Below are 22,354 nucleotides of genomic sequence, written 5' to 3'. Positions count from 1 at the left end.
CATGATCTGGGCCCTGATCAAGGTTCTGCTGTTTTTCGCCGCTGTCGCCGGGATCACCTGGGGGGCCACGTTCCTTATCAATTCGGGCGATGGCATCCGTATCACGGCCGCGGGATACGAATTCACGCTGGGCGCGCTGCAGGCGGTGATCCTGGTTCTGGTGACCATGGCAGGCCTATGGCTTCTGACGAAGCTGATCGGGCTGATCGTCGCGGTCCTGCGCTTCGTCAACGGTGATGAAACGGCGCTGACCCGGTACTTTGACCGCAACCGCGAGCGCAAGGGCTATGCCGCGCTATCCGAAGGCATGGTCGCGCTGGCTGCGGGCGAGAACCGGGTGGCGCTATCCCGTGCGATCAAGGCCGAGAGGTTGCTGGGCAACCCCGAGATCACCAATATCATGGTTGCTCAGGCCGCCGAGGCGGCGGGCGATACGCAACGCGCCGAACAGGCCTACAAGGCGCTGCTTGGTCATCAGGACACCCGTTTCGTCGGCATCCGGGGATTGCTTGGTCAGCGGCTCGCGGCGGGGGACACCGAAACCGCATTGAGGCTTGCACAAAAGGCGTTTGAGCTGAAGCCCAAGCAGGCCGACATTCAGGATGTGCTTCTGAAGCTGCAGGCCGGTTCGCAAGACTGGAAGGGCGCGCGGGCCACGCTGGAAGCAAAGCGCCGCTCCGGGACGCTGGCCAAGGACATCTACCGCCGCCGCGATGCCGTTCTTGCGCTGCAAGAGGCGCGCAAGGTCATGGAAGAGGGCACGACCATCGAGGCGCGCGAGGCGGCGATTGCCGCCAACAAGGCCTCGCCCGATCTGGTGCCCGCCGCTGCCATGGCAGCACGCGGTCTTGCGCTCTCGGGGGATGCAAAGGGTGCGACGCGGATCATCCGCAAGGCATGGGAGGCGCAGCCCCATCCCGATCTTGCCGCCGCTTTCGCCGATATTGCGCCGGATGAAACTCCCTCTGAACGGCTGAAACGGTTCCGCACGCTGACCGAGATCCATCCAGACGATCCGGAAACCCGGATGCTGCGAGCCGAACTTCTGATCGCGGCTGAGGATTTTCCCGGTGCGCGGCGCGTTCTGGGCGATTTGCCAGAAACCGCGCCAACCGGCCGGATGCTTGCATTGCGCGCGGCCATCGCCCGAGGCGAGGGTGCCGATGACGCCGAGGTGCGGGCATGGCTTGCCAAGGCCGTCACCGCTCCGCGCGGCCCGCAGTGGTGCTGTGACAAATGCCATGCGATCCACGCCGAATGGGTTCCGATCTGCGAAAACTGCGGCGGGTTTGACACGCTGTCCTGGCGTGAGCCGCCCCAGACGGCGACCCCCAGCCCGACGGGAACCGAGATGCTGCCCTTGCTCGTCAACCCGCCTGCTCCGCGCCACGCACCGACGGTGGAGACCACGCATGTCGATGATGCCGAGGACGAACCGGTCGATCTGGCTGCCATCGCGCGAAGTGCAAATTAGGGCTACACAATCCCCGGCGGGGGTGCTATCAGCCCGCCGCAGAGACTTGGGTCTCATGCGGGAAGTGCCGGTGTAGCTCAGCTGGTAGAGCACGTCATTCGTAATGATGGGGTCGGGGGTTCGAGTCCCTTCACCGGCACCACTTCCACCCTTCACGGCCGAATGTGCCGACCCGGGCGCAAGCCGCGCCGAGGGGCCTCAGGACCGGACAATGACCCTTCCCCAGACACCTCCGGCACATGCAGCACGCATCTGCGCGATCGTCGTCACCTTCAACCGGCTGGAAAAGTTCCGTCGTACGGTCGAACGGCTGCTGTCCGAGCCGCTGGATCAGGTTCTGGTGATCGAGAACGGATCGACCGATGGCACGCGTGAATGGCTGCGAGGGCTGTCCGAGCCGCGGCTGACCGTGCTTGAAATGGCCGAAAACGGCGGCGGCGCGCAGGGGTTCGAGACCGGCATGCGCGAGGCGCGCAACCGCTTTGATCCCGACTGGTATCTGGTGATGGACGACGATGCGCGCCCGATGCCCGGTGCGATCGAGGCCTTCCGAGCAACCTTGCCCCGACCTGAAGGCGCGGTTCTGGCGGCTGTCACCTTCCCCGATGGCGCGATCTGCGAAATGAACCGGCCCTGGCGAAACCCGTTCTGGCATGTCGAGACTTTCGTTCAGGCCTTCCTGATGCTGGGCGGTCGCAAGGCGTTTCACATCGCGGACGAGGCTTATCGTCAGGCCAAGCCCCTGCCGATCGACGGGGGTTCGTTTGTCGGACAGTTCATTCCGCGCGCAGCGGTAGAGCGGTGCGGATTTCCCGATGGCCGTATGTTCATCTACGGCGATGACGTGCATTACACACTGCGCCTGGCGCGCGCCGGGCTTCCCAATGTGTTCGAGCCGCGTGTCGTCTTTGAACATGAATGCGCGACCGCCATGCATGGCGCGGTGATGCGGCCGTTCTGGAAAACCTACTACCACCACCGCAACCTGTTTCTGGTCTATCGGCTGGCTGCCGGGCCGCTGCTCTTCTGGCCGATCATCGCCCTGCTTTTGCCGCGCTGGCTGACCAAGGGGGGTGCGTTGCAGGGAGAAGAGCGTGCGGCCTATCGCGGTCTGATCCGGCTCGCCATTCGTGATGCCTTGACGGGCAACATGGGCCGGCGCCATCCCGAAATCCTGCGACGCGCGGGCGAAGGCTAGGCACCCCGCAGGTTTTTCTTAAACCGGACGCAATCCTTGTGCATGATCGCACCATGCGCATTATTCTGATTCTATTCCTGTTGATTGCTCTTGGCGCCGCATTCTGGTGGTGGCGTGGTTCCTCTCGTGGGCCCTCGATGACCGATCCGCTGGCGATCGCCGAGTTTCGGACGCGATATGCCGAACCGCTGTCGCCCAAACGTCCGGCGGCGGTTTTTCATCTGGGGCATAGCCTCGTCGGGCGCGACATGCCTGCGATGCTCTCTCAGCTGATGGGGAACCGCTACAACAGTCAGCTGGGCTGGGGCGCAACGCTCGATCAGCACTGGCGCAATGATGTGCCCGGATTTGGCGTGGAGAACAGGCCCCCCGCCTTCCGCGCTGCGCGCGAAGCCGTCGGATCGGGCGAATATGACGCCATCGTATTCACCGAAATGGTCGAGTTGAAGGATGCGATCCGCTATCACGACAGCGCCCGCGCTTTGGCCGACTGGGCCGGGCTTGCCCGCGCGTCGCGGCCGGATGCGCGGCTCTATCTCTATGAGACATGGCACCGGCTTGACGATGCGGCTGGCTGGTTGCAGCGGCTGGACAGTGATCTGGAAACGCTCTGGATTGATCAGGTGCTGCGTCCGGCGATGACGCGACCCGAGGTCGGCACAATCTATGTCATCCCCGCCGGGCAGGTGATGGCCGAACTGGTCCGCCGGATCGAGGCGGGCGAGGTGCCGGGCCTGACCCGCCGCGAAGACCTTTTCGGTCTGAACGCAGATGGGACGCAGGATCCCATCCACATCAATGATATCGGGGCCTACGTGGTGGCGCTGACCCATTTCGCGGTGCTGTCGGGCGAATCCCCGGTCGGTTTGCCGCATGAATTGCTTCGTGCTGATGGCACTATGGCCAAAGCGCCAAATGCCGACGCGGCACGGATCATCCAGCAGGTCGTCTGGGAGGTGGTACGCGGCTTTCCTATGTCCGGTTTGGCTCAGTAAAGGGTGGTGGCATGTCACTGATGTCGATTCTAACGGATATCCTGTTCGTCGGGCACAGTCTTGTTGGCGCCGAGCTTCCCCCCATGGTGCAGAGTGCGCTGCAGGACCGGGGGCATGAGGCAAGGGTTGAGGCGCATCTGATTCCCGGCGCGCCGTTGCAATTCAACTGGGACTATTCCGATGCCTCTCACGGCGTGAACGGGCGTGCCCGGCTTGAGACCGGAGAGGTCGATGTGCTGATCCTGACAGAGGCCGTGCCGCTGGATAACCATGTCACGTGGAGTGACAGCGTGGGTCAGGTGGCGCGCTGGGCAGGGCTCGCGTGGCAGAAGAACCCTGAAACGCAGGTCTTCGTCTATGAAACCTGGCACAGCCTGAAATCTGGTCCGGGCGTCGCGATCGAAAACGACGCCGATTCCGGGCTGCCTTGGGCCACACGTCTGGCAAATGACCTGCCGGTATGGGAATCGCTGACCGAAAAGGCCAATGCCGAACGGCCAAATGGGTCCGATCCGGTGCGCATCATCCCCGCCGGGCAAGCGATGCTTCTGGCGGACGCCGCGGCCAAGGCTGGAGAACTGCCGGGGATCGCCTCGATCAACGAGTTGTTTCACGACGACATCCACCCGAACGGCAAGGGTCTCTATCTGGTGGCGATGGTGCAATTTGCCTCGATCACCGGCGAAAACCCGGAAGGCTTGCCCGCCCGCCTGTTCCGGACATGGCCGAACCGCGCGGCGATCGTCTCGGACGATCTGGCCTTTGCGATGCAGCGCATTGCCTGGAAAGCGGTGACGGACCAGCGCGCGCGCGAGGATCGCAGACAGGGCGCGGCAGATACGCTGGCGCCGGTTCAGCAAGCAGGCACGCAGATCCAGCCCGATGTGCTGAACTTTCCGCCCATTACCAACACCAATCTGGCAGTTGGCGTGGCCGGAATCAGCGACTGGTCCGTGCAGCAGCCCTTTCTTGACGTGATGAAAACGGCACGGCCCTGGACCGCGCATATGAATGGCCAGTGGGAAGGGTTGGGGCATGATGACCTGGCGGCCGCAGGTCGGCTCGACCCGAATGGTTGGCTCTTGTCAGCCCCGCCCGAGGCCGGAGGTGTTTCGACGATTCTGCTGACCGACCTTCCGCCCGAGGCGGCGGGCATTGCCGGGCGTTATATCATGCGGTGGAAGGGGAAGGGCACGCCGCTTCTCGGGGGTCGTGCGCAGGAGCAGCACCCCGAGGCTGGCGGCATCGGTTTCGATTTTCAGCCTGGAGAGGGCGGCGTCATCATCACCATGCCGGCCATCGATCCATCTGACCCGATCCGTGACATCACCGTGGTGCGTGCCGACCGGATGGCCGATCTTGATGCGGGTCGTCTGTTCAACCCCGACTGGCTGAACCGCATTCGCGGGGTCAAGTTGATCCGGCTGATGGACTGGATGGAAACCAACAACTCAAAGCTTGCCGCGTTGGTGGATCGCCCGAAGATGACGGACTACACATGGGCCCGCAAGGGCGTGCCGGTGGAGGTGATGGTCGCGCTTGCCAACGAACTGAACGCCGATCCCTGGTTCACGCTGCCGCATCTGGCCGAGGATGATCTGGTGCGCGAATACGCCCGGATCGTGCAGAGCGAGCTTCGGCCCGAGCGACGTGCATGGGTCGAATACTCCAACGAAATGTGGAACGAGATGTTCGGTCAGGCCCGCTGGGCCAAGGAGCGCGCGGCCGAGCGGTGGGGTGATGATCAGGCAGGGGTCCAGTACTACGCGATGCGTGCCGCAGAGATCGCAGGTATCTGGGCCGAGGTCTTTACCGATGACAGCCGGCTCGTTCGTGTCATCGCCACCCATACGGGTTGGCTCGGTCGCGAGGCGGATATCCTTGATGCACCGCTCGTTGTCGCCGAGGGGCGGCCGGAACCTTACCGGTCGTTCGACGCCTATGCGGTGACGGGGTATTTTTCTGCCCGGCTTGTCGATGACGAGAAATACGCAATGGTCAAGGAGTGGCTTGCCGAAAGTCGGGCGGCGGACCCGAACAATCCGCTGGCCCTTGCACTGGCCCGCGGTGCCGAAGAGGTCGAGGACGGCCGCCACAGCGGCAAGCCCGAAGGCTCGATCGATGACATGCTGACGAACGTCTTTCCCCATCACGCCGAGGTTGCACGAGATCACGGACTGGAGCTTGTGATGTACGAAGGGGGCAGCCACATCGTCGGCCTCGGCGCGGCGCTGGACGATCCCGAGATTGCGACATATTTGACCACACTAAGCTACACGCCCGAAATCGGTGCGCTGTATCGCAAGCTGATGGCGGGGTGGTCAGAGTTGACCGACGCGCCATTCAATGCCTTTGTCGATATCTCTTACCCATCCAAATGGGGAAGCTGGGGTGCGCTTCGGCATCTGGGTGATGACAATCCGCGCTGGCAGGCGCTGACCAAGGGTTGAAGACGTTGCTGAGCGTGATTGTTCCCGCCTCGAACGAGGCAGATTACATTGCCGATTGCCTGAACGCGGTTTTTGCCTCGGATGCGGTTCCGGGCGGGGCCGAGGTCGTCGTCGTCGCGAACGGATGCCGCGACCGGACGGCAGATGTGGCGCGCGGCCTTTCCGCGCAGGCCGCGCAGGCGGGGTGGCGGCTGACGGTGCTGGACCTGCCCCAGGGCGGCAAGCCGGGGGCACTCAACGCCGGCGATGCGGTGGCCACAGGGGATATGCGCGCCTATCTGGATGCCGATGTGATCGTCTCGGCCCCGCTGTTTGCCCAGTTGGTGCAGGCGCTTTCGGTGGATGAGGTGCGCTACGCCTCCGGCACGGCTATCATCCCCAGGGCGAAATCCTGGGTGACGCGCCTCTATGCGCGGTTCTGGCAGCGCTTGCCCTTCGCACAGGCGACGGCGCCTGGATACGGGCTCTTTGCGGTGAATGCCGCGGGTCGGCGGCGTTGGGGGGCATTTCCCACGATCATCTCGGATGACACCTTCGTGCGCTTGCAGTTCAGTCCGGCCGAACGGGTTCAGGTATCCGCAACCTATCTCTGGCCGATGATCGAGGGGTTCTCGGCCCTTGCGCGGGTACGTCGAAGGCAGGACGCAGGCGTGCGGGAAATCGCCGGACAATGGCCCGAACTTCTGGAGCGCGAGGGCAAGGCGCGTCTGACGCCGGGCCGGATCGTCGGACTGGCGCTGAGCGATCCGCCGGGTTTTGCGGTCTATTCGGCGGTTTCGCTGGCCGTGCGCAGCGGACGCTCGGCGGGGTGGACGCGCGGGCGCTGACTCCTCAGCCCTGCGCGGCGCGGATCAGCTCGCCCAATCGTGCAGCCTCGTGGTTCACATCATGGCGCTCCATGACCCGTTTGCGTGCCGCCTGGCCCATGGCGGCGCGCGTGTCGTCCGGGGTTCTGGCGAAGGTTTCCATCGCCTCGGCCAGGGTGGCAGCATCGCCCGCCGGAACAAGCCAGCCCACCGAAGGCGTGACAAGTTCAGGGATACCGGCGATAGAGGTGGCAATCACCGGGCGCCCGGCAGCCATTGCTTCCATCACCACCATCGGCAGACCCTCGGCGAATGAGGGCAAAACCAGCGCATTGGCCGCCGCCAGTTCGGCGAGCACCTGCTCTTCCGGCAGCCAGCCGGTCAGCGTGACATGGCGGCGCAGGGTATAGCGTTCGATCAGCGCCTCGATCTCGCCGCGTAGCTCCCCGTCTCCGACAAGCGTGAGGCGTAGGTCGGGCTCCTTGCGGGCGGCAATCGCCAGCGCCTCGATCAGGATCGGAAACCCTTTCTGTTCAGAGAACCGGCCAATGGCCACAAGTCGCTTTCCCGGTTCTGCGGGTTCAGGTTCGGGGAAGCGTTCGGGCTCAATCCCGCAATGCACGACCTTGAGGCGCGGCCAGACGTCGACCGGTGCCCAGCGGCAAAGCTGGCTGCGGCCAAAGCTTGAAACCGCGACCGTAAAGCTGGCCGCCGCAGCCTTCTCGCCCAGCGAGAGCGCGACGGGAGCGTCGAACTCCTCTGGCCCATGCGTCGTGAAGGACCAGCGCGGACCGCCCAAAATGTGCTGGAGGTCTGCAACGGTGGCCGAGTTCGTGCCGAAATGCGCGTGCAGGTGCTGCACCCCCAACGCCCTGCACCGGCGTGCGATATAGGCAGCCTCGGCCACATAGACGAGATGCTTGAGCCGCAACCGCGCGCGACCACCCTGCCGCCATGCAACTCCGATCGCCTGGACGATGCGCAGAGGATGGCGCAGTGCACACGCGAGGGCGCCCAGAAATAACCCCGCCTCGCCTTGCTCAAGAACATGTTCGGTCCGCTGGTCCTCGGCCTTGTCGTCGGGGTCGCTGAGGTTGCGCCGGTCGGAGCGCATGGCAAAGCGGTGGATATCAAATCCCTGACGCTCCAACGCGCGGATCTCGCGGCGTATGAAGGTGTGGGACGGGCGCGGATAGGTGTTAACCAGATAAGCGATCTTCAAGATATGTGTCCAAGCGGCTCTTCGAATGGTCGTGCAAGCTTGTCACAGAACCCTGTGACCGAACAATGGCAAGGATCGTGGCTTGGCGTGCATGCGCCTATAGCTGTGGCCGAATCCCCGTGAAGAACGCCGAGTTGGATCGACCTTGCCGGAATGGCGTTGAAAACAAACCCGGTTTTGTGCGCTTGGCCCTCAATCCGCTGAACTGTGAACAAGTTTTTGCCCCAATCGATTTCTAGCCTTCGTTAACGGGCAGCGATTCCCGCCCGAACAAGAAACGAGGGACGATATGGCGATTGGTGTGATGATCTCGGGTATTGTCTCTGGCCTCTTTGCCGTGCTCTGGGCTTTGATCGTTGGTGCGCCGCTACTGGTGGTGTTGTTTGCTTATCCGGTGGGTGGCATGGCTGGCGTGGCGCTGTTCCTCATTGCCGCTAGCGGCATTGCGCGGCACATTCCGGGGCCGCCCGCGCTTGTGCATGTTTCGGCAGATTCCCGCCGGAACCAGGCCTGATCGGCGCCCCGTCAACGGCTGGTATCCGCCACCTCGATTCGTCCAATACCTTAGATAAGCGCTCAAGTATTGACTCTGGCCCAAGTGAGCCAGCGCGTGGCAAGCGCTCTGTTCCCCAAGATAGCGAATCACCTTTGGCCGTCGGTGCAGTGCCGTCCTGCATCTTTCTTCCTAAGGTTGTGGCATGCTGCACTGCGTCATCATACCGGCGAGAGGGTGTGTGGTTTTTCCACCGAACTTCGCAAGTATCCCACGCCAAAGCCGCCGATCACTATAGAAGTGTATGAAGTTTACGGGGTAATATGACCCGTGGGCAGGTTGCCTGAGTTATGGGTGCCGGTTCGTAAGGCGGTTGTGAAGAGTGCCGAGATATCCGCGGACATCTTCACATCCATTGGTGTGTGGCGATGTTCTTGGTCGCAATCTGGTTAACAGGTGAAAGACGATGACGATTACCTACGAAAATTTTGATAACGCACGTTCTGTTCAATTCGATACAAAGGCCATCGTTTCTCAGGCCTCTGATACACAAAAAGTTGCCAAGCATGGCGTCTACCGTCGCTTTTTCAAGCGTGCGCTCGACGTTACCGCTGTTGTTTTGGCTGCCCCGATCGTCGTTCCGCTGGTTGCTGGCCTCGCAATTGCGGTGTCACGCGATGGTGGAAAGGCGTTCTACACCCAGCAACGCGTCGGCATGAACGGTCGCGCCTTCCGCATGTGGAAGCTGCGGTCGATGGTTGTGGATGCCGACGAACGTATGGCGCGCCACCTTGCCGAGAACCCGGAAGCCCGCGCCGAGTGGGATGCCATCCAGAAGCTGAAGAACGATCCGCGGATCACGCCCTTTGGACGCTTCCTGCGCAAAAGCTCGCTCGATGAACTGCCGCAGCTCTGGAACGTGCTGATTGGCGATATGAGCTTGGTGGGGCCGCGTCCGATGATGCTGAACCAGCAAGCAATCTATCCTGGCATGGCCTACTATCGCCTGCGTCCGGGCATCACCGGCTACTGGCAGACCGCTGGTCGCAATCGCACGACCTTTGAGGCGCGCGCTGAGTATGATGCGGTCTATGAGCGCGAGGTCAGCTTCGTCGCCGACGCCAAGATCCTTGTTCGGACGGTATCGGTCGTCACGGGCGGAACTGGCTGCTGATCTCTGACCAAACAGAAAAAAGCCCCGCCGTCTGAATAAGACGGCGGGGCTTTTTGTTGATTGTCTCAGGTTCGTTCTGGCTTCGGCCGCCCCTTGGCAAGATCGAGCTCGGGCAGTGTGATGACCGGGCGGATCCCCAGCTGGCGCTGCATCTGGCCGGATGTCCGGATCACCGGGTTCATCGTCTCAAGCAGCAAGGCAAGACCGAACGCCGCGATGATCCCGCCCATGGTTCCGGCAAACAGCAGTTTTTTGCGCCCGCCGCCGACGGGATACTCGGGCACCACCGCACGCTCCAGCAGACTAAAGCGGTCTGCATGGTTCTCTTGCTCCAGGCGCAAGGTGGTTTCTGCATCCACCTTACGCTCGCTGACCGACTGGAACTGCGACTGCAACTGCTCGAGGTTGCGCGCATAGGCGCCCAGTTGCCGCTCGATCTCGGGCGTGCGTGCCACGCGATCCACAAGGTTTTCGCGTTGTCCCTCCAGCGCGGCACGTTGGGTCTTCAGCACGGTTTCACGTGCCTCAAGATCGATAATCCGGCGACGATCCGTTTCGCGCAGGCGGTCCTTCTCGCGCAGCGAAGCCAGCTCGGCCTGCGCGGCCAGAATCTCCTGGCTCACCGCCCGGATTTCCGCATCGATCGTGGCACGCTCTCCGGCGATGGTTCCCTCGTCAACGACGGGGTTGGCCGCCTTGAACCGTTCAATTTCGTCCTCAAGCGCACTGATCTGGCGCGAGATCCGCTCTTCTTCCGTCTGAAAGAAGGTTGCGGCGTCGCGCGCACGGCTCGCCTGGCTTGCGATGGATCGGTCGAGAACATTCTGGGCAAAATCGTTCGCCACCCGCGCGGCCTGCTCTGCCTCGCCCAAGCGAACCGTGATGGTCAGCGCCGAGACGGAGGTAGGCGATCCAAACGCCTGTTGCGAGGCGGTCGCGATGCTCTGGAAGGTCACGGCCGTCCGCATGGCGTAGATCTTGTTGTCGTCATTCATGCCCTCGGTGTCCGAGAACAGGTTATGCCGCTCGATCATCTCCAGCAAACTCTCGCGGGTCGTCAGTTGCTGTTCGGTGGTCTGCAGCAGACGGGCAATCTGGTTGCTGCTTTGTGATTCCTCACCGCCAACGGATGGCGACTGAACCTGGATGACGGCGATGGCCTCATAGATCTCGGGGCGCATCAGGACATGGGCGAGCGTCGCGCTGGCGGCGAGCGTGATGATCAATGCCATCATGACGCCGCGACGACGCAACAGGTTGATCAGGTCTTCAATGGTCTGAATCGGTCCCATCGCTTCAACCCCGCTTCTTGCTGTACCGATAGCGATCCTGCTTCAGATCGCTTGCGCGGTTCAGAACAACGCCGAGAAGGCTCGACCGGCCCTCAATCAGGTGGCTGCAGGCGCGGATGTCGTCAGCCGTCGTCCGCGTGCCATCTGCGACAAGCAGCACCGCATCGACCAACGGCAGGATTGAAAGCACGTCGTCAGAGCCAAGCGCCGGCGGCAGATCAAAAATCATCACATTGGGCTGAAGCGTCTGCTCCAGCACGGCAAGCGTTTCCGCTGTTTCAGGAGAAAGCAGGGATTCAGCCGAGCCGATGATGGCTTGGTTGTTCAGAACCAGAGCAAGATTTTCACCGAGGCGCCGGACATGGCTTTCAATCGGCTGCTCGCCCGTCAGCATCTCGCCCAGAGGGCCGACGTCGGCCCCGAACATATGCGCAAGTTCAGGATGGCGGAGTTCAAGGTCCACAAGAACCGTGCGCACCGAAGGAAGCCGGCCCATCGCGAGCGCAAGGTTCGCCGCAACAAGGCTTTTTCCGCAGCCGTGCGTGGGCGAAGTGACGGCGATGCGCACCCATTCACGTTCGGACATTGCCTGCAGCATCTGGGTGCGCAGGATGTCGAACTTCGCCGTCACCGGGTGATCGGCCGCCTGCGGAAACAGCCCATGCCGGGCCACCTCTGCAAGATCCAGCGTGATTGTGGCCAGCGAGTTCCAGGCAATATCGGGATTGCCGCCGGTGGCCTTCATCAGGCCACGCCGCATTGATGATCTTGTGGTTTCCTCGCCACGCGGGGCGACGGAATTGCGTGACCGGAATGTCGGAAGTCCCTTTACCGGTCGCGCCTGCGCCGTATCGGTCTCCACCAGGTCGTGTGTGATATCGTCTTTCTTGATCATTGAACCTGCAGCAACTGCGGCCGCCCTGCCTTGCGGGACCAGACTTCTATGCTTCACCATTCTTAGTCCCGGGAACTCCAGCAGCGCGGCGAAAAAGCCGTATGAAAACAAATCAACCAACCCGTGAATTCGGGTGACCCTCAGGAACGTGCCAGGATGCGCGGCTGGTGACGCGCTGGCGCCGAAGTCCCTGATCGTCAAGAAATGCCTATCAGATCGCGCACCTGAATGAAAGGCCGATGGGGATGCATCGGCTTTCAACGCGGGTCGCCAGTGATCAAAAACCTGAAGATTCGATGCAGTTTTCACCATACGCCCCCAGGCAGGCGGCCTGACTATGCGGAATGGTCAAAAATGAGCGTCTGCTGTTTCCGGAACGGTGCTGATATGCCCGAATCTGTGGTCGAAGGCGCCGGCGTGCTTGGCAGCACGAGCGCGACATGCCAAGCAGCGGTTGCCCAAGGTGGCGGAGAGGCGGAATGGTGACGGATCGGGTTGATGCAGTAGTGATCGGGCGTAATGAAGGTGCCCGTCTGGCGGTCTGTCTTGACAGCTTGCGCCCACAGGTGCGGCGCGTGATCTATGTTGACAGCGGATCAACCGATGACAGCCTCACCACAGCCCATGCGCGCGGAGCCGAGGTTGTCGCGCTGGACATGTCCGTCCCTTTTACGGCCGCGCGCGCGCGGAATGCGGGGCTTGCGGCACTGGCGGCCGACGCGCCGGATTTTGTGCAACTGGTGGATGGCGATTGCGAGGTCAGGGCCGACTGGGTCTCCACCGCCTTGCGCGCAATGGCAGATCATCCGCGTGCCGTCGTGGTCTGCGGGCGCCGGCGCGAACGATACCCGGACGCAACGATCTACAACCGCCTGTGCGATGCCGAATGGGATACGCCGGTGGGTGAAGCGCTGGCCTGCGGCGGGGATGCGTTGATGAGCTATTCTGCCGTTCAGGCCGTTGGCGGCTATGATCCCACGCTGATCGCGGGCGAGGAGCCGGATCTCTGCTTGCGCCTGCGTCGTGCCGGTGGCGAGGTCTGGCGCATTGATGCCGAGATGACCCTGCATGATGCCGCGATGACCCGCTTTGGCCAGTGGTGGCAACGCTCCCGCCGCGCGGGACATGCCTTTGCCGAAGGCGCCTGGCGCTATGGTCGCGCGCCAGAGAAGCACTGGCTGCGAGAGACGCGCCGCGCATTGATCTGGGGGGCAGGAGTTCCCGTGGTGGCGCTTGTGGCAGGGCTGATCCACCCGGCGGGGTTGCTTCTGCTGCTGGCCTGGCCGCTGCAGATGGCGCGGCTCGCACCCCGGTTGGGGTGGCGAACGGCGTTCTTTACTGTTCTGGGCAAGCTGCCAGAGGCGCAGGGCGCGCTCGGCTTCTATCTTGGCCGGCTGATCGGCCGTCGGCGCGGCCTGATCGAATACAAGTGATCAGCGCGCCCGGATCGCCTTTATGAACTCGCCCGGCAGCAATTTCGCGCAGGCCCAGTAGCGCGGCACCAATCGCTTGGGGTTTGACATCATGCGCCATGCCCATTCCATCGCGATGGTCTGCGCCCATTGCGGCGCGCGGACCTGCGAACCGGCCAGAAAATCGAGACCCGCACCGATGCTGGCGAAGCCGACATTCGGCGCGAGTTCACGTCCACGGGCGGCCAATCGCTCTTGCTTCGGTGCGCCGAGCGCGAGGAAGGTCAGGCCGATGTCGGCCTCTTGCAATTGCTTCAGCATGGCGGCGGCCTCGGGGCCATCGGGGTAAAACCCCATGGGCGGGGCAATGGTCAGGGCGATGTCGATGCCCGGAGCCTCAGCCCGGATGGCGTCAGCGGCCTTTTTTAGTGTCTCTTCAGTCGCCCCCAAGAGGGCTACCTTGCGCCCGGTCTGCGCGGCAAGCCTGGCAAGCGGCAGGACCATCTCGGATCCCGGGACCAATGATACTGGTCGGCGCGCGGCCTTTGACAGCCAGACGATCGGGTTGCCATCGGCCACTACAAGATCCTGTGCGGCATAGGCGCGGCGGAAGGCGGGGTCAGACTTCAGCTTGACAAGGTGGTCGAGGTTGATTGTCGCAAGCGCAAATCCCTGACGCGCTGCCAGCCTGGCCCGGACGGCCGAGAGCAGGCCCGCTGCATGCGGAATGTTGACGGAGATTGTTGTGTCTTCGAAACGGAATTGCATGGAAGAGAATGACTCTGTTCATCGATCTTTGCGTGCCCATAGCACAGACAAAGCGAAACTGCATGATCAAACCATGTGCGAGGCCTTTGAGATCGATCGCGCCCGAACGTATGCCCATTCAACCGGCGCCCTACGGCGGCAGGGAAGCCAGTTCATGCCGTTTCTGCAGCGCCGAATCGATCGCTGATTCGAGGCCCCAGGCCGGTTTTTGACCCGGATCCCAGAGCGCGATTTCCAGATCCGACCAATAACCGGGCAATGCGGGCAATGGAGCTGTCATGGAGCGGGCAAATTTGAGACGGCGCTGTTCAGCGCGCCATGACATGCCGGGCTCGCCCTGCTCGATCCTGTGGCGATCCTGCCGCAAACCGACGTTTTCCCATAAGGCGAGGGGAGCACGCCAGCCCTGGCCGCCCCAAAAAGCAGGGCTCAGCGGCCAATCTGCTTGCCCTAACGTCACTTGTGAAATGCGCGATTGTCCATAGAACTGCACCAGTATGCCCCATCGGGGACACATCGATGGTGCAGAAGGGCTATGTCTTGCCACCCTGACGCGAGAAGCCATGCTCAAATGTGGCATCAATATGGCATTGTCGCCGCGGGGGGGAAGGTACCGCAAAGGCATCGCTCCGGGTATCATCGGGCGGTCCGATGCGATAAGTTCGACAGAGGAACCTCCCGACCCGAAACGGGGGGGACATTCATTTTCAAATGCCGGCGCGAGCCGCAAAGTGACTTGGCAGGAGTGCATGTCGAAAGACGGTCTGAAGCAGTCTCAGGTTTCCGAGACGGACATCGCAATTGTCGGTATGGCGGCGCATCTTCCGGGTTCGTATTCGATCGCCGAATACTGGGAGAATTTGCGCAACGGCATCGAATGCATCCGCCACCTGTCTGAAGCCGAGTTGCTGGAGAACGGCGAAAGCCCGACGAAGATGCGCCACCGCAACTATGTGCCGGCAGCGTCCATTCTGGAAAAGTTCGAGCATTTCGACGCCGACTTCTTTGGCTTCTCGCCGAAAGAGGCCGCCATCCTTGATCCTCAGCACCGCCATTTCCTTGAGGTGGCGTGGGAGGCGATGGAGGATGCAGGCCATGTGCCCGAGGCTTTCAAGGGCGCGATCGGCGTCTATGCCGGCTGCGGCATGGGGTCGTATTTCTACTTCAACCTGTGCTCGAACCGCGATCTGGTCGACGGCACGGGCATGTTCCTTCTGCGTCACACCGGCAACGACAAGGACTTTCTGTCCACGCGCGTGAGCCACATCTTTGACCTGAAGGGGCCCTCGATCAACATCCAGACGGCGTGCTCCACCTCGCTCGTGGCCGTTCATTACGCCGCGCAGGCCCTGCTCAACGGCGAATGCGACATGGCGCTTGCCGGGGGTGTGACGATCGAATTGCCGCACGCGCGCGGCTATGTGTTCAATGAGGGTGAGATCCTATCGCCGGATGGGCATTGCCATGCCTTTGACCATCGTGCGCAGGGCACGGTCTTTGGTTCGGGCGCGGGCTGTGTGGTCCTGCGCCGCGCCGTCGATGCCATCCGGGATGGCGACCATATCTGGGCGATCCTCAAGGGATCTGCCGTGAACAATGATGGTGCGGCCAAGGCAGGGTATCTTGCGCCGTCCGTCGAGGGGCAGGCCCGCTGCGTGGCCGAGGCGCAGGCCATCGCCGGTGTCACCTCGGACACGGTGGACTATGTCGAATGCCACGGGACGGGCACCTATCTGGGCGATCCGATCGAGGTTGCCGCGCTGACCCAGGGTTTTGCCGAGAGCGCCGAGACCGTGGGCACCTGCCGTATCGGCAGCGTAAAGACCAACATCGGGCATCTGGATACAGCAGCCGGCGTCGCCAGCCTGATCAAGGTCGCACTGTCGCTGCATCACCGCCAGATGCCGCCCTCTCTGGGCTACGAGGCGCCGAACCCCGCCATTGATTTCGAGACTTCTCCCTTCCGGGTGAATGACCGGCTGACCGACTGGACCGCGACGGACCATCCGCGCCGCGCTGGCGTCAACAGCCTTGGCGTGGGCGGCACCAATGCCCATGCCGTGCTTGAAGAGGCGCCCGAGCGCGCGCCCTCGGACGAAAGCCTGTGGCCGTTCCAGCCGATTGTGATCTCGGCCAAATCGAAGGCGGCACTTGACGGTCAGGCGGCCCGGCTGGCCGCGCATCTGCGCGCCCATCCTGAGCAGCCCTTGGCCGATGTGGCCTGGACGCTGAAAGAGGGGCGTCGCGCCTTTGAAAAGCGCCGGGTTCTGGTGGCGGAAAGCCATGCCGAGGCTGCGGACCTGCTGGAGGGAAAGGACCCCCGCCGCGTCTTCAACCACGATTTCCTCGAGCACCCCGAGGTTGTGTTCATGTTCCCCGGCGGCGGGGCGCAATACGCCGGCATGGCCCGCGACCTCTACGCGACCGAACCGGAATTCAAGGACTGGATGGACCGTGGCCTGGATATCCTTCAGCCGAAGCTCGCCTACGATATCCGCGCGCTCTGGTTGCCCGAGCAGGGTGGCGAGGCGGCGGCGAACGAACGGTTGAAGAAGCCCTCGGTGCAGCTGCCGCTGATCATGATCACTGAATATGCGCTGGCAAAGCTTTATGAAAGCTGGGGTGTCAGCCCGGCCGCGCTGATCGGCCATTCGATGGGCGAGAATACGGCCGCCTGTCTGGCCGGGGTCATGAGCTTTGAAGATTGCATCGGCCTTGTGCATCTGCGTGGGCAGCTGTTCGATACCGTGCCGCCGGGCGGCATGCTGTCGGTTCCGCTGGATGAGGCTGTGCTGCGTCCGCGCCTGACCGGCGATCTTGATATGGCCAGCGTGAACGCGCCGGGTCTTTGCGTGGTGTCCGGGCCCGATGCGGCGCTTGCAGCACTTGCCGCAGAGCTTGGCAAGGAAGAGGTCGAGACACAGCGCATCCAGATCGACATCGCGGCCCATAGCCGGATGCTGGAGCCCATCCTTGGCCGCTTTGGCGACTATCTGCGCTCGATCCGCCTGAACCCGCCGCAACTGCCGATCATCTCGAACCGCACGGGTCTGCCGCTGACGGCAGAGCAGGCAATGAGCCCCGATTACTGGGTGCAGCACCTGCGCAACACGGTGATGTTCCAGCAGGGCATGGCGCATCTGATGGCCGAACCGGGCCGCGTCTATATGGAGATGGGTCCGGGCCGGGCGATGTCGTCGCTGGCGCAGGCCAATGGTGTGTCCGCCGGTCAGGTGATCCCTGCGCTGCGGCATCCCGAACAGAAGATGGCCGACGATGCCTGGCACATCGCGACGATCGCGCGGCTTTGGGCCTGTGGTGTCGCGGTCGACTGGGAGCCGATCTGGGGTGGCCAGCGCCGCGTGAAGGTGCCGCTGCCGACCTATGCCTTCCAGCGCAAACCCTATTTCATCGCACCCGCCGCGACCCAGGTCATTCAGGCCGAGGCGCTGCCCATGAAGGTCGAGGATATCGGCCAATGGGGCTGGCAGCCGGTCTGGAAGCCCAAGGCCGCTGATGGCGATCTGGAAACGGCCGAGCGTCATTCATGGCTGGTCTTTGCCGATGAGGTTGGCCTCGCCGCGCAGGTCGTGGCGCAACTGCGTGCAGCCGGGCAGGACGTGGTCACGGTTCGCACGGGCGATGCCTTTGCCCGCGACGGCGAGGGCGGATATATCCTGAACCCCGAACGCGGCCGCGAGGGCTATGATCAGCTTGTGCGCGACCTGGTTGCCTCGGGCCATGCGCCTGACCGGATCGCGCATTTCTGGCTGGTGACGGATCGCGAAACCTTCCGCCCCGGTTCAAGCTTCTTCCATCGCAATATCGAGCAGGGCTTCTACGCGCTGATGTTCCTGGGGCAGGCGATGGCGGAAGAAAATCTACCCCGCCCGATCCATGTGTCCGTGGTGACGACCGGGGCCGCGCAGGTCAAGGACGAGGGGCTTCCCTATCCTGAAAAGGCTGCTGTGGCCGGTCCGGTCAAGGTGATCCCGCGCGAATTGCCGGGTGTGACCTGCGCAACGCTGGACGTGGTGCTGCCGCCGCAGCCCAAGGGCTGGCGCGCAAAGGCCGATCCGGCCGCGACAGAGCGACTGGCCTTGCAGATCTGCGAGGATCTTTTGTCTGATCCTGCGAACTCTGCTGCTGCCCTGCGGGGCGAGAAGCGGTTCGAACGTGCGCTGCGCAAGTTGCCGCTGACCGAAGGCGGGCTCGTACTGGCCGAGGGCGCGCCGGTGCTGATCACGGGCGGTTTCGGCGGTATTGGCCTGACGCTGGCCGAGCGGCTTGCGACCGAGCGCAAGGCAAAGCTCGTGCTGATCGCGCGACGTGAACTGCCCGCGCGCGAGAAATGGGCGGCGCATGTCGCCCGGTATGGCGCGGCCGACGCGGTTGGCCGTCGCATCCTTGCGGTGCAGCGGCTTGAAAGCCTTGGCGCCGAGGTCATGGTCGCGCGTGCCGATGTCTGCAACGCCGAGGAGATGCGGGCCGCGATTGCGAAAGCCGAACAGTCGTTCGGAAAGCTGCGCGCAGTCATCCATGCCGCGGGCGTGGTCGATGATGGTCCCTTGATGACCAAGAGCCCGGCTGCGGTCGAGGAGGTCTTTGCGCCAAAGCTGCACGGCACGCATGTGCTGCATGACCTGTTCCCGGATGGCAGCCTCGATCTGATGGTGCTGTTCTCCTCTACCTCAACCGTGACCGGCCCTGCGGGGCAAGTCGATTATGTGGCGGCGAACGAATACCTGAACGCCTATGCGCAATCGCGTAAGCAGGGCAAGACACGGGTTCTTGCGTTGAACTGGGGCATCTGGTCCGACGTGGGCATGGCCGCCGAGGCCCTGGCGGAGCGCACCGGGACGCAGCCGCCCGCGCCGAAACTGCCGGTGTCGCGCCCGATGCTGGACGAGTCGACCTATGACCGTTCCGGCGCGCGCGTCTTCTCGACCCGGCTTGCGACGGATCGTTGGATCCTTGATGGCCACCGTACCAAAGATGGCACGGCGCTGATCCCCGGCACCGGCTATGTCGAGATCGCGGCAGAGGTCGCAGCCGAAGAGGGCTGGACAGGGTTCGAACTGCGCGACCTGATGTTCTTCCGCGCGCTGGATGTCGCCGATGGCGCAGCGCGTGAGATGCGCGTGCGGCTGGCGCCCTCGGACGAGGGCTACGCCTTCGAGGTTCGTTCGGGGCATGAGGTGCGGGGGCGCACCGGCTTTGCGCTGAACGCCCAGGGCCGGCTGATGCCAGTGTCGGGCAAGCCCGGTCAGATTGACCCGGCCGCGATCGCCGCGCGCTGCGCGGCACCGGTCGAGGATCTGCGTGGCATCCGCTCTCCACAGGAAGAGCATCTGAACTTCGGCCCGCGCTGGCGCGTGCTGCATCGCATGGCGCTTGGTCAGGGTGAGGGGGTCGCCTCGCTGACCCTGCCGCTGTCGGCGCAGACCGATCTGTCGCAGGGCTGGCTGATGCATCCCGCGCTGCTCGATCTGGCGACGGGCTGGGCCATGGGCCTGATCTCGGGCTATCGGCCCGATCACCTCTGGGTCCCGGTCTCCTATGGCCGCATCCGGGTGTGGCAGGCCATGCCCGCCCGCGTGGTCAGTTGGGTCCGCAATGCCGGGGCCAACCGCGGCGACGGCCCTGTGGCGGTCTTTGACGTGACGCTGGCCGATGACGCCGGCAATGTCGTCGCCGAGATTGAAGGCTTCACCATCCGCAAGCTGGAAGGCGCACTGAAGCAGAAGCCACCGGCCGAACGCGATATGGAGTTTGATGCCGCCGAGGCCGGGGCCAAGCCCGCCTCGCCGCAGGAAGAGCGGCTGGTCCACAACCTGTCGCAGGGCATCCTTGCCGAAGAGGGGGCCGAGGCCTTTGTGAGGGCTTTGGCGACCGGGCAGCCCCAGGTGATCGTCTCGTCGCTTGACCTGCCCACGCTGGTCCGTCAGGCCGATCAGGCCGAGGCCGCCCGGCCCGAGGGGCAGACCTTCGCGCGTCCGGATCTCGACAGTGAATACGTAGAGCCGCGCAATGACATCGAACGCACGCTGGTCGGCTTCTGGCAGGAGTTGCTCGGAGTGGGGCAGGTGGGCGTCGAGGACGACTTCTTCGCGCTTGGCGGCCATAGCCTGATCGCGGTCCGGCTGTTTGCCATGGTCAAGAAGGCCTTCCGCGTCGACTTCCCGATCTCGATCCTGTTCGAGGCGCCGACCATCGCTGCCTGCGCCGCGCTGATCGAAGAGCGGATCGGGCCGCAAGACAGCGGCGCGCCCAACCCGCGGCCCGAGACGCCGAAGCGTCGCTTCACCCATCTGGTTGCAATGCACGAAGGCGGCGGCAGCCAGAAGCGTCCGTTCTTCCTTGTGGCGGGCATGTTCGGCAACGTCCTGAACCTGCGCCATCTGGCGCAGCTACTGGGGGGTGACCGCCCGTTCTATGGTCTGCAGGCGCGTGGGTTGTTCGGTGATGCCGAGCCACACCGCACCCTTCCTGATGCCGCACGCGACTATATCGCCGAGGTGCGTCAGGTGCAGCCGCATGGGCCCTATCTGCTGGGCGGCTTCTCGGGTGGTGGCCTGACCGCATGGGAGATGGCACGCCAGCTTGAAGCCGAGGGCGAGGAGGTCTCCCTTCTGGTCCTGCTGGATACGCCATTGCCGATGCGCCCGCCGCTGACGCGGATCGACCGCATCCTGATCCGTCTGGCCGAGTTGAGAGAGCGGGGGCCGCGCTACATCGTTGACTGGGCGAAGGCGCGCTATGCCTGGGAGATGCAGAAGCGTCGCCCGAAGCTGGCAACCGAGACCACGCACCAGTTCCACAATGCCGAAATCGAGGCCGCCTTCCGCGAGGCGATTTCGATCTATGCCCTGCCGCTGCGCAAGGGGGCGACGGCGCTGTTCCGTCCACCGCTCGATCCGCGCTGGAAGGTCACCAATGGGCATTGGGTCAGCAGCGCGCGCGAGTACGTCTTCCCCGATAACGATCTGACGCGCTTTGCCCCCGAACTGACGGTGCATGAGGTGCCGGGCGATCACGACAGCATGGTGCTGGAGCCGAACGTCCGTGTCATGGCCGCGCGTCTGCGCGAGGTGATTGCCGAGGCCGAAGGTTCTGCCCCGGCCCTGAGAGAGGCGGCCGAGTGATGCCAGCAATCCTGACAGTCATCCTGAACTGGCGCACGCCCGACATGACGCTGCAATCCTGCGAAGCGGCCCTGCGTGAAATGCAGGGCATGCCGGGCGCGATCACCATCGTCGACAACGACTCGGGCGATGGATCGTTCGAGAAGATGAGCGCCGAGGTCGTTCGGCGGGGCTGGGACAACCCGGCCCCCGGTGGCATTCCCGTGCAGGTCCTGCAAAGCGGGCATAACGGCGGCTTTGGCGCCGGCAACAACTTTGGCATTCGCGCCGGCCTGCCGGGCGGTGGGCGGCCCGACTATGTCTATATCCTGAACTCGGACGCTTTCCCTGATCCTGGGTCGATCCGTGCCCTTCTGGATCATCTTGAGGCCAACCCGAGAACCGGCTTCGCTGGCAGCTATATCCATGGCCCCGAAGGTGAGCCGCACCAGACAGCGTTCCGCTTTCCGTCAATCCTTGGCGAGTTTGAGGGCGCTGCGCGGCTTGGGCCTGTGTCACGGATGCTCAAGCGCCACATCGTTGCCCTGCCGATTCCAGAATCGACCACGCGGGTCGACTGGCTGGCTGGGGCCAGCGTTCTGATGCGGCAGGATGCGCTGGACGAGATCGGGCTCTTTGACGAGACCTTCTTTCTTTACTTCGAGGAAACCGACCTCTTGTTGCGCGCTGCGCGGGCGGGCTGGACCACGGATTACATCCGCCATTCAGAAGTGACCCATATCGGGTCCGCCTCTACGGGCATGAAGACCTGGAAACGGATACCCGGCTTCTGGCTGGATAGCCGCCGCTACTATTTCACCAAGAACCACGGGCGCGCGTATGCCGCCCTTGCCACGTTTGCCTGTGTCAGCGGTGGCGCGCTGTGCCGGTTGCGGTTGATGCTGCAAGGCAAGACCTTGGGCGATCCGCCGCATTTCCTGCGTGACCTGATCATGCATCATTTCCGCAAGGCGCCCGCGTTTGTTGCGCGCGCTGATTCGTCCAAGGGCCGGACCAGTCCGGCCGAGTAAATGTTGATCACACCCTTTTG

15 protein-coding genes and 1 tRNA gene are annotated in these 22,354 nt (G+C 63.5%); 11 read left to right on the top strand and 5 right to left on the bottom strand.

Annotated elements, in window-relative coordinates; genetic code table 11:
- Position 1 precedes the first annotated feature (1 nt).
- From FQU74_RS13270 to FQU74_RS13245, 6 genes are all read left to right on the top strand, one after another.
- A complete protein-coding gene (locus tag FQU74_RS13270) occupies positions 2 to 1,474 on the top strand; it encodes a heme biosynthesis protein HemY (RefSeq protein ID WP_146286956.1) in 1,473 nt (490 codons plus the stop codon).
- A gap of 66 nt (positions 1,475 to 1,540) precedes the next feature.
- Positions 1,541 to 1,616 (top strand) — tRNA-Thr (locus FQU74_RS13265).
- A gap of 69 nt (positions 1,617 to 1,685) precedes the next feature.
- Positions 1,686 to 2,672 carry a glycosyltransferase gene (locus FQU74_RS13260; RefSeq protein ID WP_146286955.1) on the top strand — a complete coding sequence of 329 codons (987 nt, stop codon included), beginning with the start codon at positions 1,686 to 1,688 and terminating at the stop codon, positions 2,670 to 2,672.
- 53 nt (positions 2,673 to 2,725) lie between these two features.
- The gene (locus FQU74_RS13255; protein WP_146286954.1) at positions 2,726 to 3,667 is read left to right on the top strand and encodes a hypothetical protein; all 942 of its coding nucleotides are present in this window, start codon (positions 2,726 to 2,728) and stop codon (positions 3,665 to 3,667) included.
- Between the two features lie 20 nt (positions 3,668 to 3,687).
- Positions 3,688 to 6,117 (top strand): hypothetical protein, encoded by a 2,430-nt coding sequence (locus FQU74_RS13250; protein WP_188781586.1) that lies wholly within the window; start codon positions 3,688 to 3,690, stop codon positions 6,115 to 6,117.
- Between the two features lie 5 nt (positions 6,118 to 6,122).
- Positions 6,123 to 6,944, top strand: a complete 822-nt coding sequence (locus FQU74_RS13245; protein ID WP_229704407.1) for a glycosyltransferase family 2 protein — start codon at positions 6,123 to 6,125, stop codon at positions 6,942 to 6,944.
- A 4-nt stretch (positions 6,945 to 6,948) separates the two neighbouring features.
- On the opposite strand, the gene FQU74_RS13240 is transcribed toward FQU74_RS13245, so the two are convergent.
- Positions 6,949 to 8,145: a glycosyltransferase family 4 protein gene (locus FQU74_RS13240; RefSeq protein ID WP_146286951.1), complete on the bottom strand. Its 1,197-nt coding sequence runs from the start codon at positions 8,143 to 8,145 to the stop codon at positions 6,949 to 6,951.
- A 289-nt stretch (positions 8,146 to 8,434) separates the two neighbouring features.
- Here FQU74_RS13240 and FQU74_RS13235 point away from each other — a divergent pair, with 289 nt between their 5' ends.
- A complete protein-coding gene (locus FQU74_RS13235; RefSeq protein WP_146286950.1) occupies positions 8,435 to 8,659 on the top strand; it encodes a hypothetical protein in 225 nt (74 codons plus the stop codon).
- 445 nt (positions 8,660 to 9,104) lie between these two features.
- Positions 9,105 to 9,812, top strand: a complete 708-nt coding sequence (locus tag FQU74_RS13230; RefSeq protein ID WP_146286949.1) for a sugar transferase — start codon at positions 9,105 to 9,107, stop codon at positions 9,810 to 9,812.
- A gap of 65 nt (positions 9,813 to 9,877) precedes the next feature.
- On the opposite strand, the gene FQU74_RS13225 is transcribed toward FQU74_RS13230, so the two are convergent.
- On the bottom strand, positions 9,878 to 11,104 hold the full coding sequence (locus FQU74_RS13225; protein ID WP_146286948.1) for a GumC family protein: 1,227 nt from the start codon (positions 11,102 to 11,104) through the stop codon (positions 9,878 to 9,880).
- 4 nt (positions 11,105 to 11,108) lie between these two features.
- On the bottom strand, positions 11,109 to 11,999 hold the full coding sequence (locus tag FQU74_RS13220) for a CpsD/CapB family tyrosine-protein kinase (RefSeq protein WP_158635591.1): 891 nt from the start codon (positions 11,997 to 11,999) through the stop codon (positions 11,109 to 11,111).
- Positions 12,000 to 12,478: 479 nt separating this feature from the next.
- Here FQU74_RS13220 and FQU74_RS13215 point away from each other — a divergent pair, with 479 nt between their 5' ends.
- Positions 12,479 to 13,432, top strand: a complete 954-nt coding sequence (locus FQU74_RS13215) for a glycosyltransferase family 2 protein (protein WP_146286946.1) — start codon at positions 12,479 to 12,481, stop codon at positions 13,430 to 13,432.
- Here FQU74_RS13215 and FQU74_RS13210 read toward each other — a convergent pair whose 3' ends face one another.
- Positions 13,433 to 14,179 carry a WecB/TagA/CpsF family glycosyltransferase gene (locus FQU74_RS13210; RefSeq protein WP_146286945.1) on the bottom strand — a complete coding sequence of 249 codons (747 nt, stop codon included), beginning with the start codon at positions 14,177 to 14,179 and terminating at the stop codon, positions 13,433 to 13,435.
- 130 nt (positions 14,180 to 14,309) lie between these two features.
- Positions 14,310 to 14,672, bottom strand: coding sequence for a hypothetical protein (locus FQU74_RS13205; protein ID WP_146286944.1), 363 nt, complete (start codon positions 14,670 to 14,672; stop codon positions 14,310 to 14,312).
- A 256-nt stretch (positions 14,673 to 14,928) separates the two neighbouring features.
- On the opposite strand from FQU74_RS13205, the gene FQU74_RS13200 reads away from it, so the two are divergent.
- Both FQU74_RS13200 and FQU74_RS13195 read left to right on the top strand, forming a co-directional pair.
- Positions 14,929 to 21,324 carry a type I polyketide synthase gene (locus FQU74_RS13200; protein WP_146286943.1) on the top strand — a complete coding sequence of 2,132 codons (6,396 nt, stop codon included), beginning with the start codon at positions 14,929 to 14,931 and terminating at the stop codon, positions 21,322 to 21,324.
- Positions 21,324 to 22,334, top strand: coding sequence for a glycosyltransferase (locus FQU74_RS13195; protein WP_146286942.1), 1,011 nt, complete (start codon positions 21,324 to 21,326; stop codon positions 22,332 to 22,334). Before FQU74_RS13200 ends, FQU74_RS13195 begins: the two co-directional genes overlap by 1 nt.
- Positions 22,335 to 22,354: the final 20 nt, after the last annotated feature.

The sequence above is a fragment of the Gemmobacter aquaticus genome (assembly GCF_007859075.1).
In the GTDB taxonomy this organism is placed as follows: Bacteria; Pseudomonadota; Alphaproteobacteria; order Rhodobacterales; family Rhodobacteraceae; genus Gemmobacter; species Gemmobacter aquaticus.
Note: the sequence above shows the minus strand (reverse complement) of the source record. Positions and strands in the feature narration are given on the sequence as shown.

Excerpts from the sequence above, each read along its gene's own strand:
- FQU74_RS13215 (WP_146286946.1), top strand. The coding sequence starts at position 12,479 with ATGGTGACGGATCGGGTTGATGCAGTAGTGATCGGGCGTAATGAAGGT.
- FQU74_RS13235 (WP_146286950.1), top strand. The coding sequence starts at position 8,435 with ATGGCGATTGGTGTGATGATCTCGGGTATTGTCTCTGGCCTCTTTGCC.
- FQU74_RS13260 (WP_146286955.1), top strand. The coding sequence starts at position 1,686 with ATGACCCTTCCCCAGACACCTCCGGCACATGCAGCACGCATCTGCGCG.
- FQU74_RS13230 (WP_146286949.1), top strand. The coding sequence starts at position 9,105 with ATGACGATTACCTACGAAAATTTTGATAACGCACGTTCTGTTCAATTC.
- FQU74_RS13270 (WP_146286956.1), top strand. The coding sequence starts at position 2 with ATGATCTGGGCCCTGATCAAGGTTCTGCTGTTTTTCGCCGCTGTCGCC.
- FQU74_RS13250 (WP_188781586.1), top strand. The coding sequence starts at position 3,688 with ATGTCGATTCTAACGGATATCCTGTTCGTCGGGCACAGTCTTGTTGGC.
- FQU74_RS13200 (WP_146286943.1), top strand. The coding sequence starts at position 14,929 with ATGTCGAAAGACGGTCTGAAGCAGTCTCAGGTTTCCGAGACGGACATC.
- FQU74_RS13195 (WP_146286942.1), top strand. The coding sequence starts at position 21,324 with ATGCCAGCAATCCTGACAGTCATCCTGAACTGGCGCACGCCCGACATG.
- FQU74_RS13225 (WP_146286948.1), bottom strand. The coding sequence starts at position 11,104 with ATGGGACCGATTCAGACCATTGAAGACCTGATCAACCTGTTGCGTCGT.
- FQU74_RS13255 (WP_146286954.1), top strand. The coding sequence starts at position 2,726 with ATGCGCATTATTCTGATTCTATTCCTGTTGATTGCTCTTGGCGCCGCA.
- FQU74_RS13210 (WP_146286945.1), bottom strand. The coding sequence starts at position 14,179 with ATGCAATTCCGTTTCGAAGACACAACAATCTCCGTCAACATTCCGCAT.
- FQU74_RS13220 (WP_158635591.1), bottom strand. The coding sequence starts at position 11,999 with ATGATCAAGAAAGACGATATCACACACGACCTGGTGGAGACCGATACG.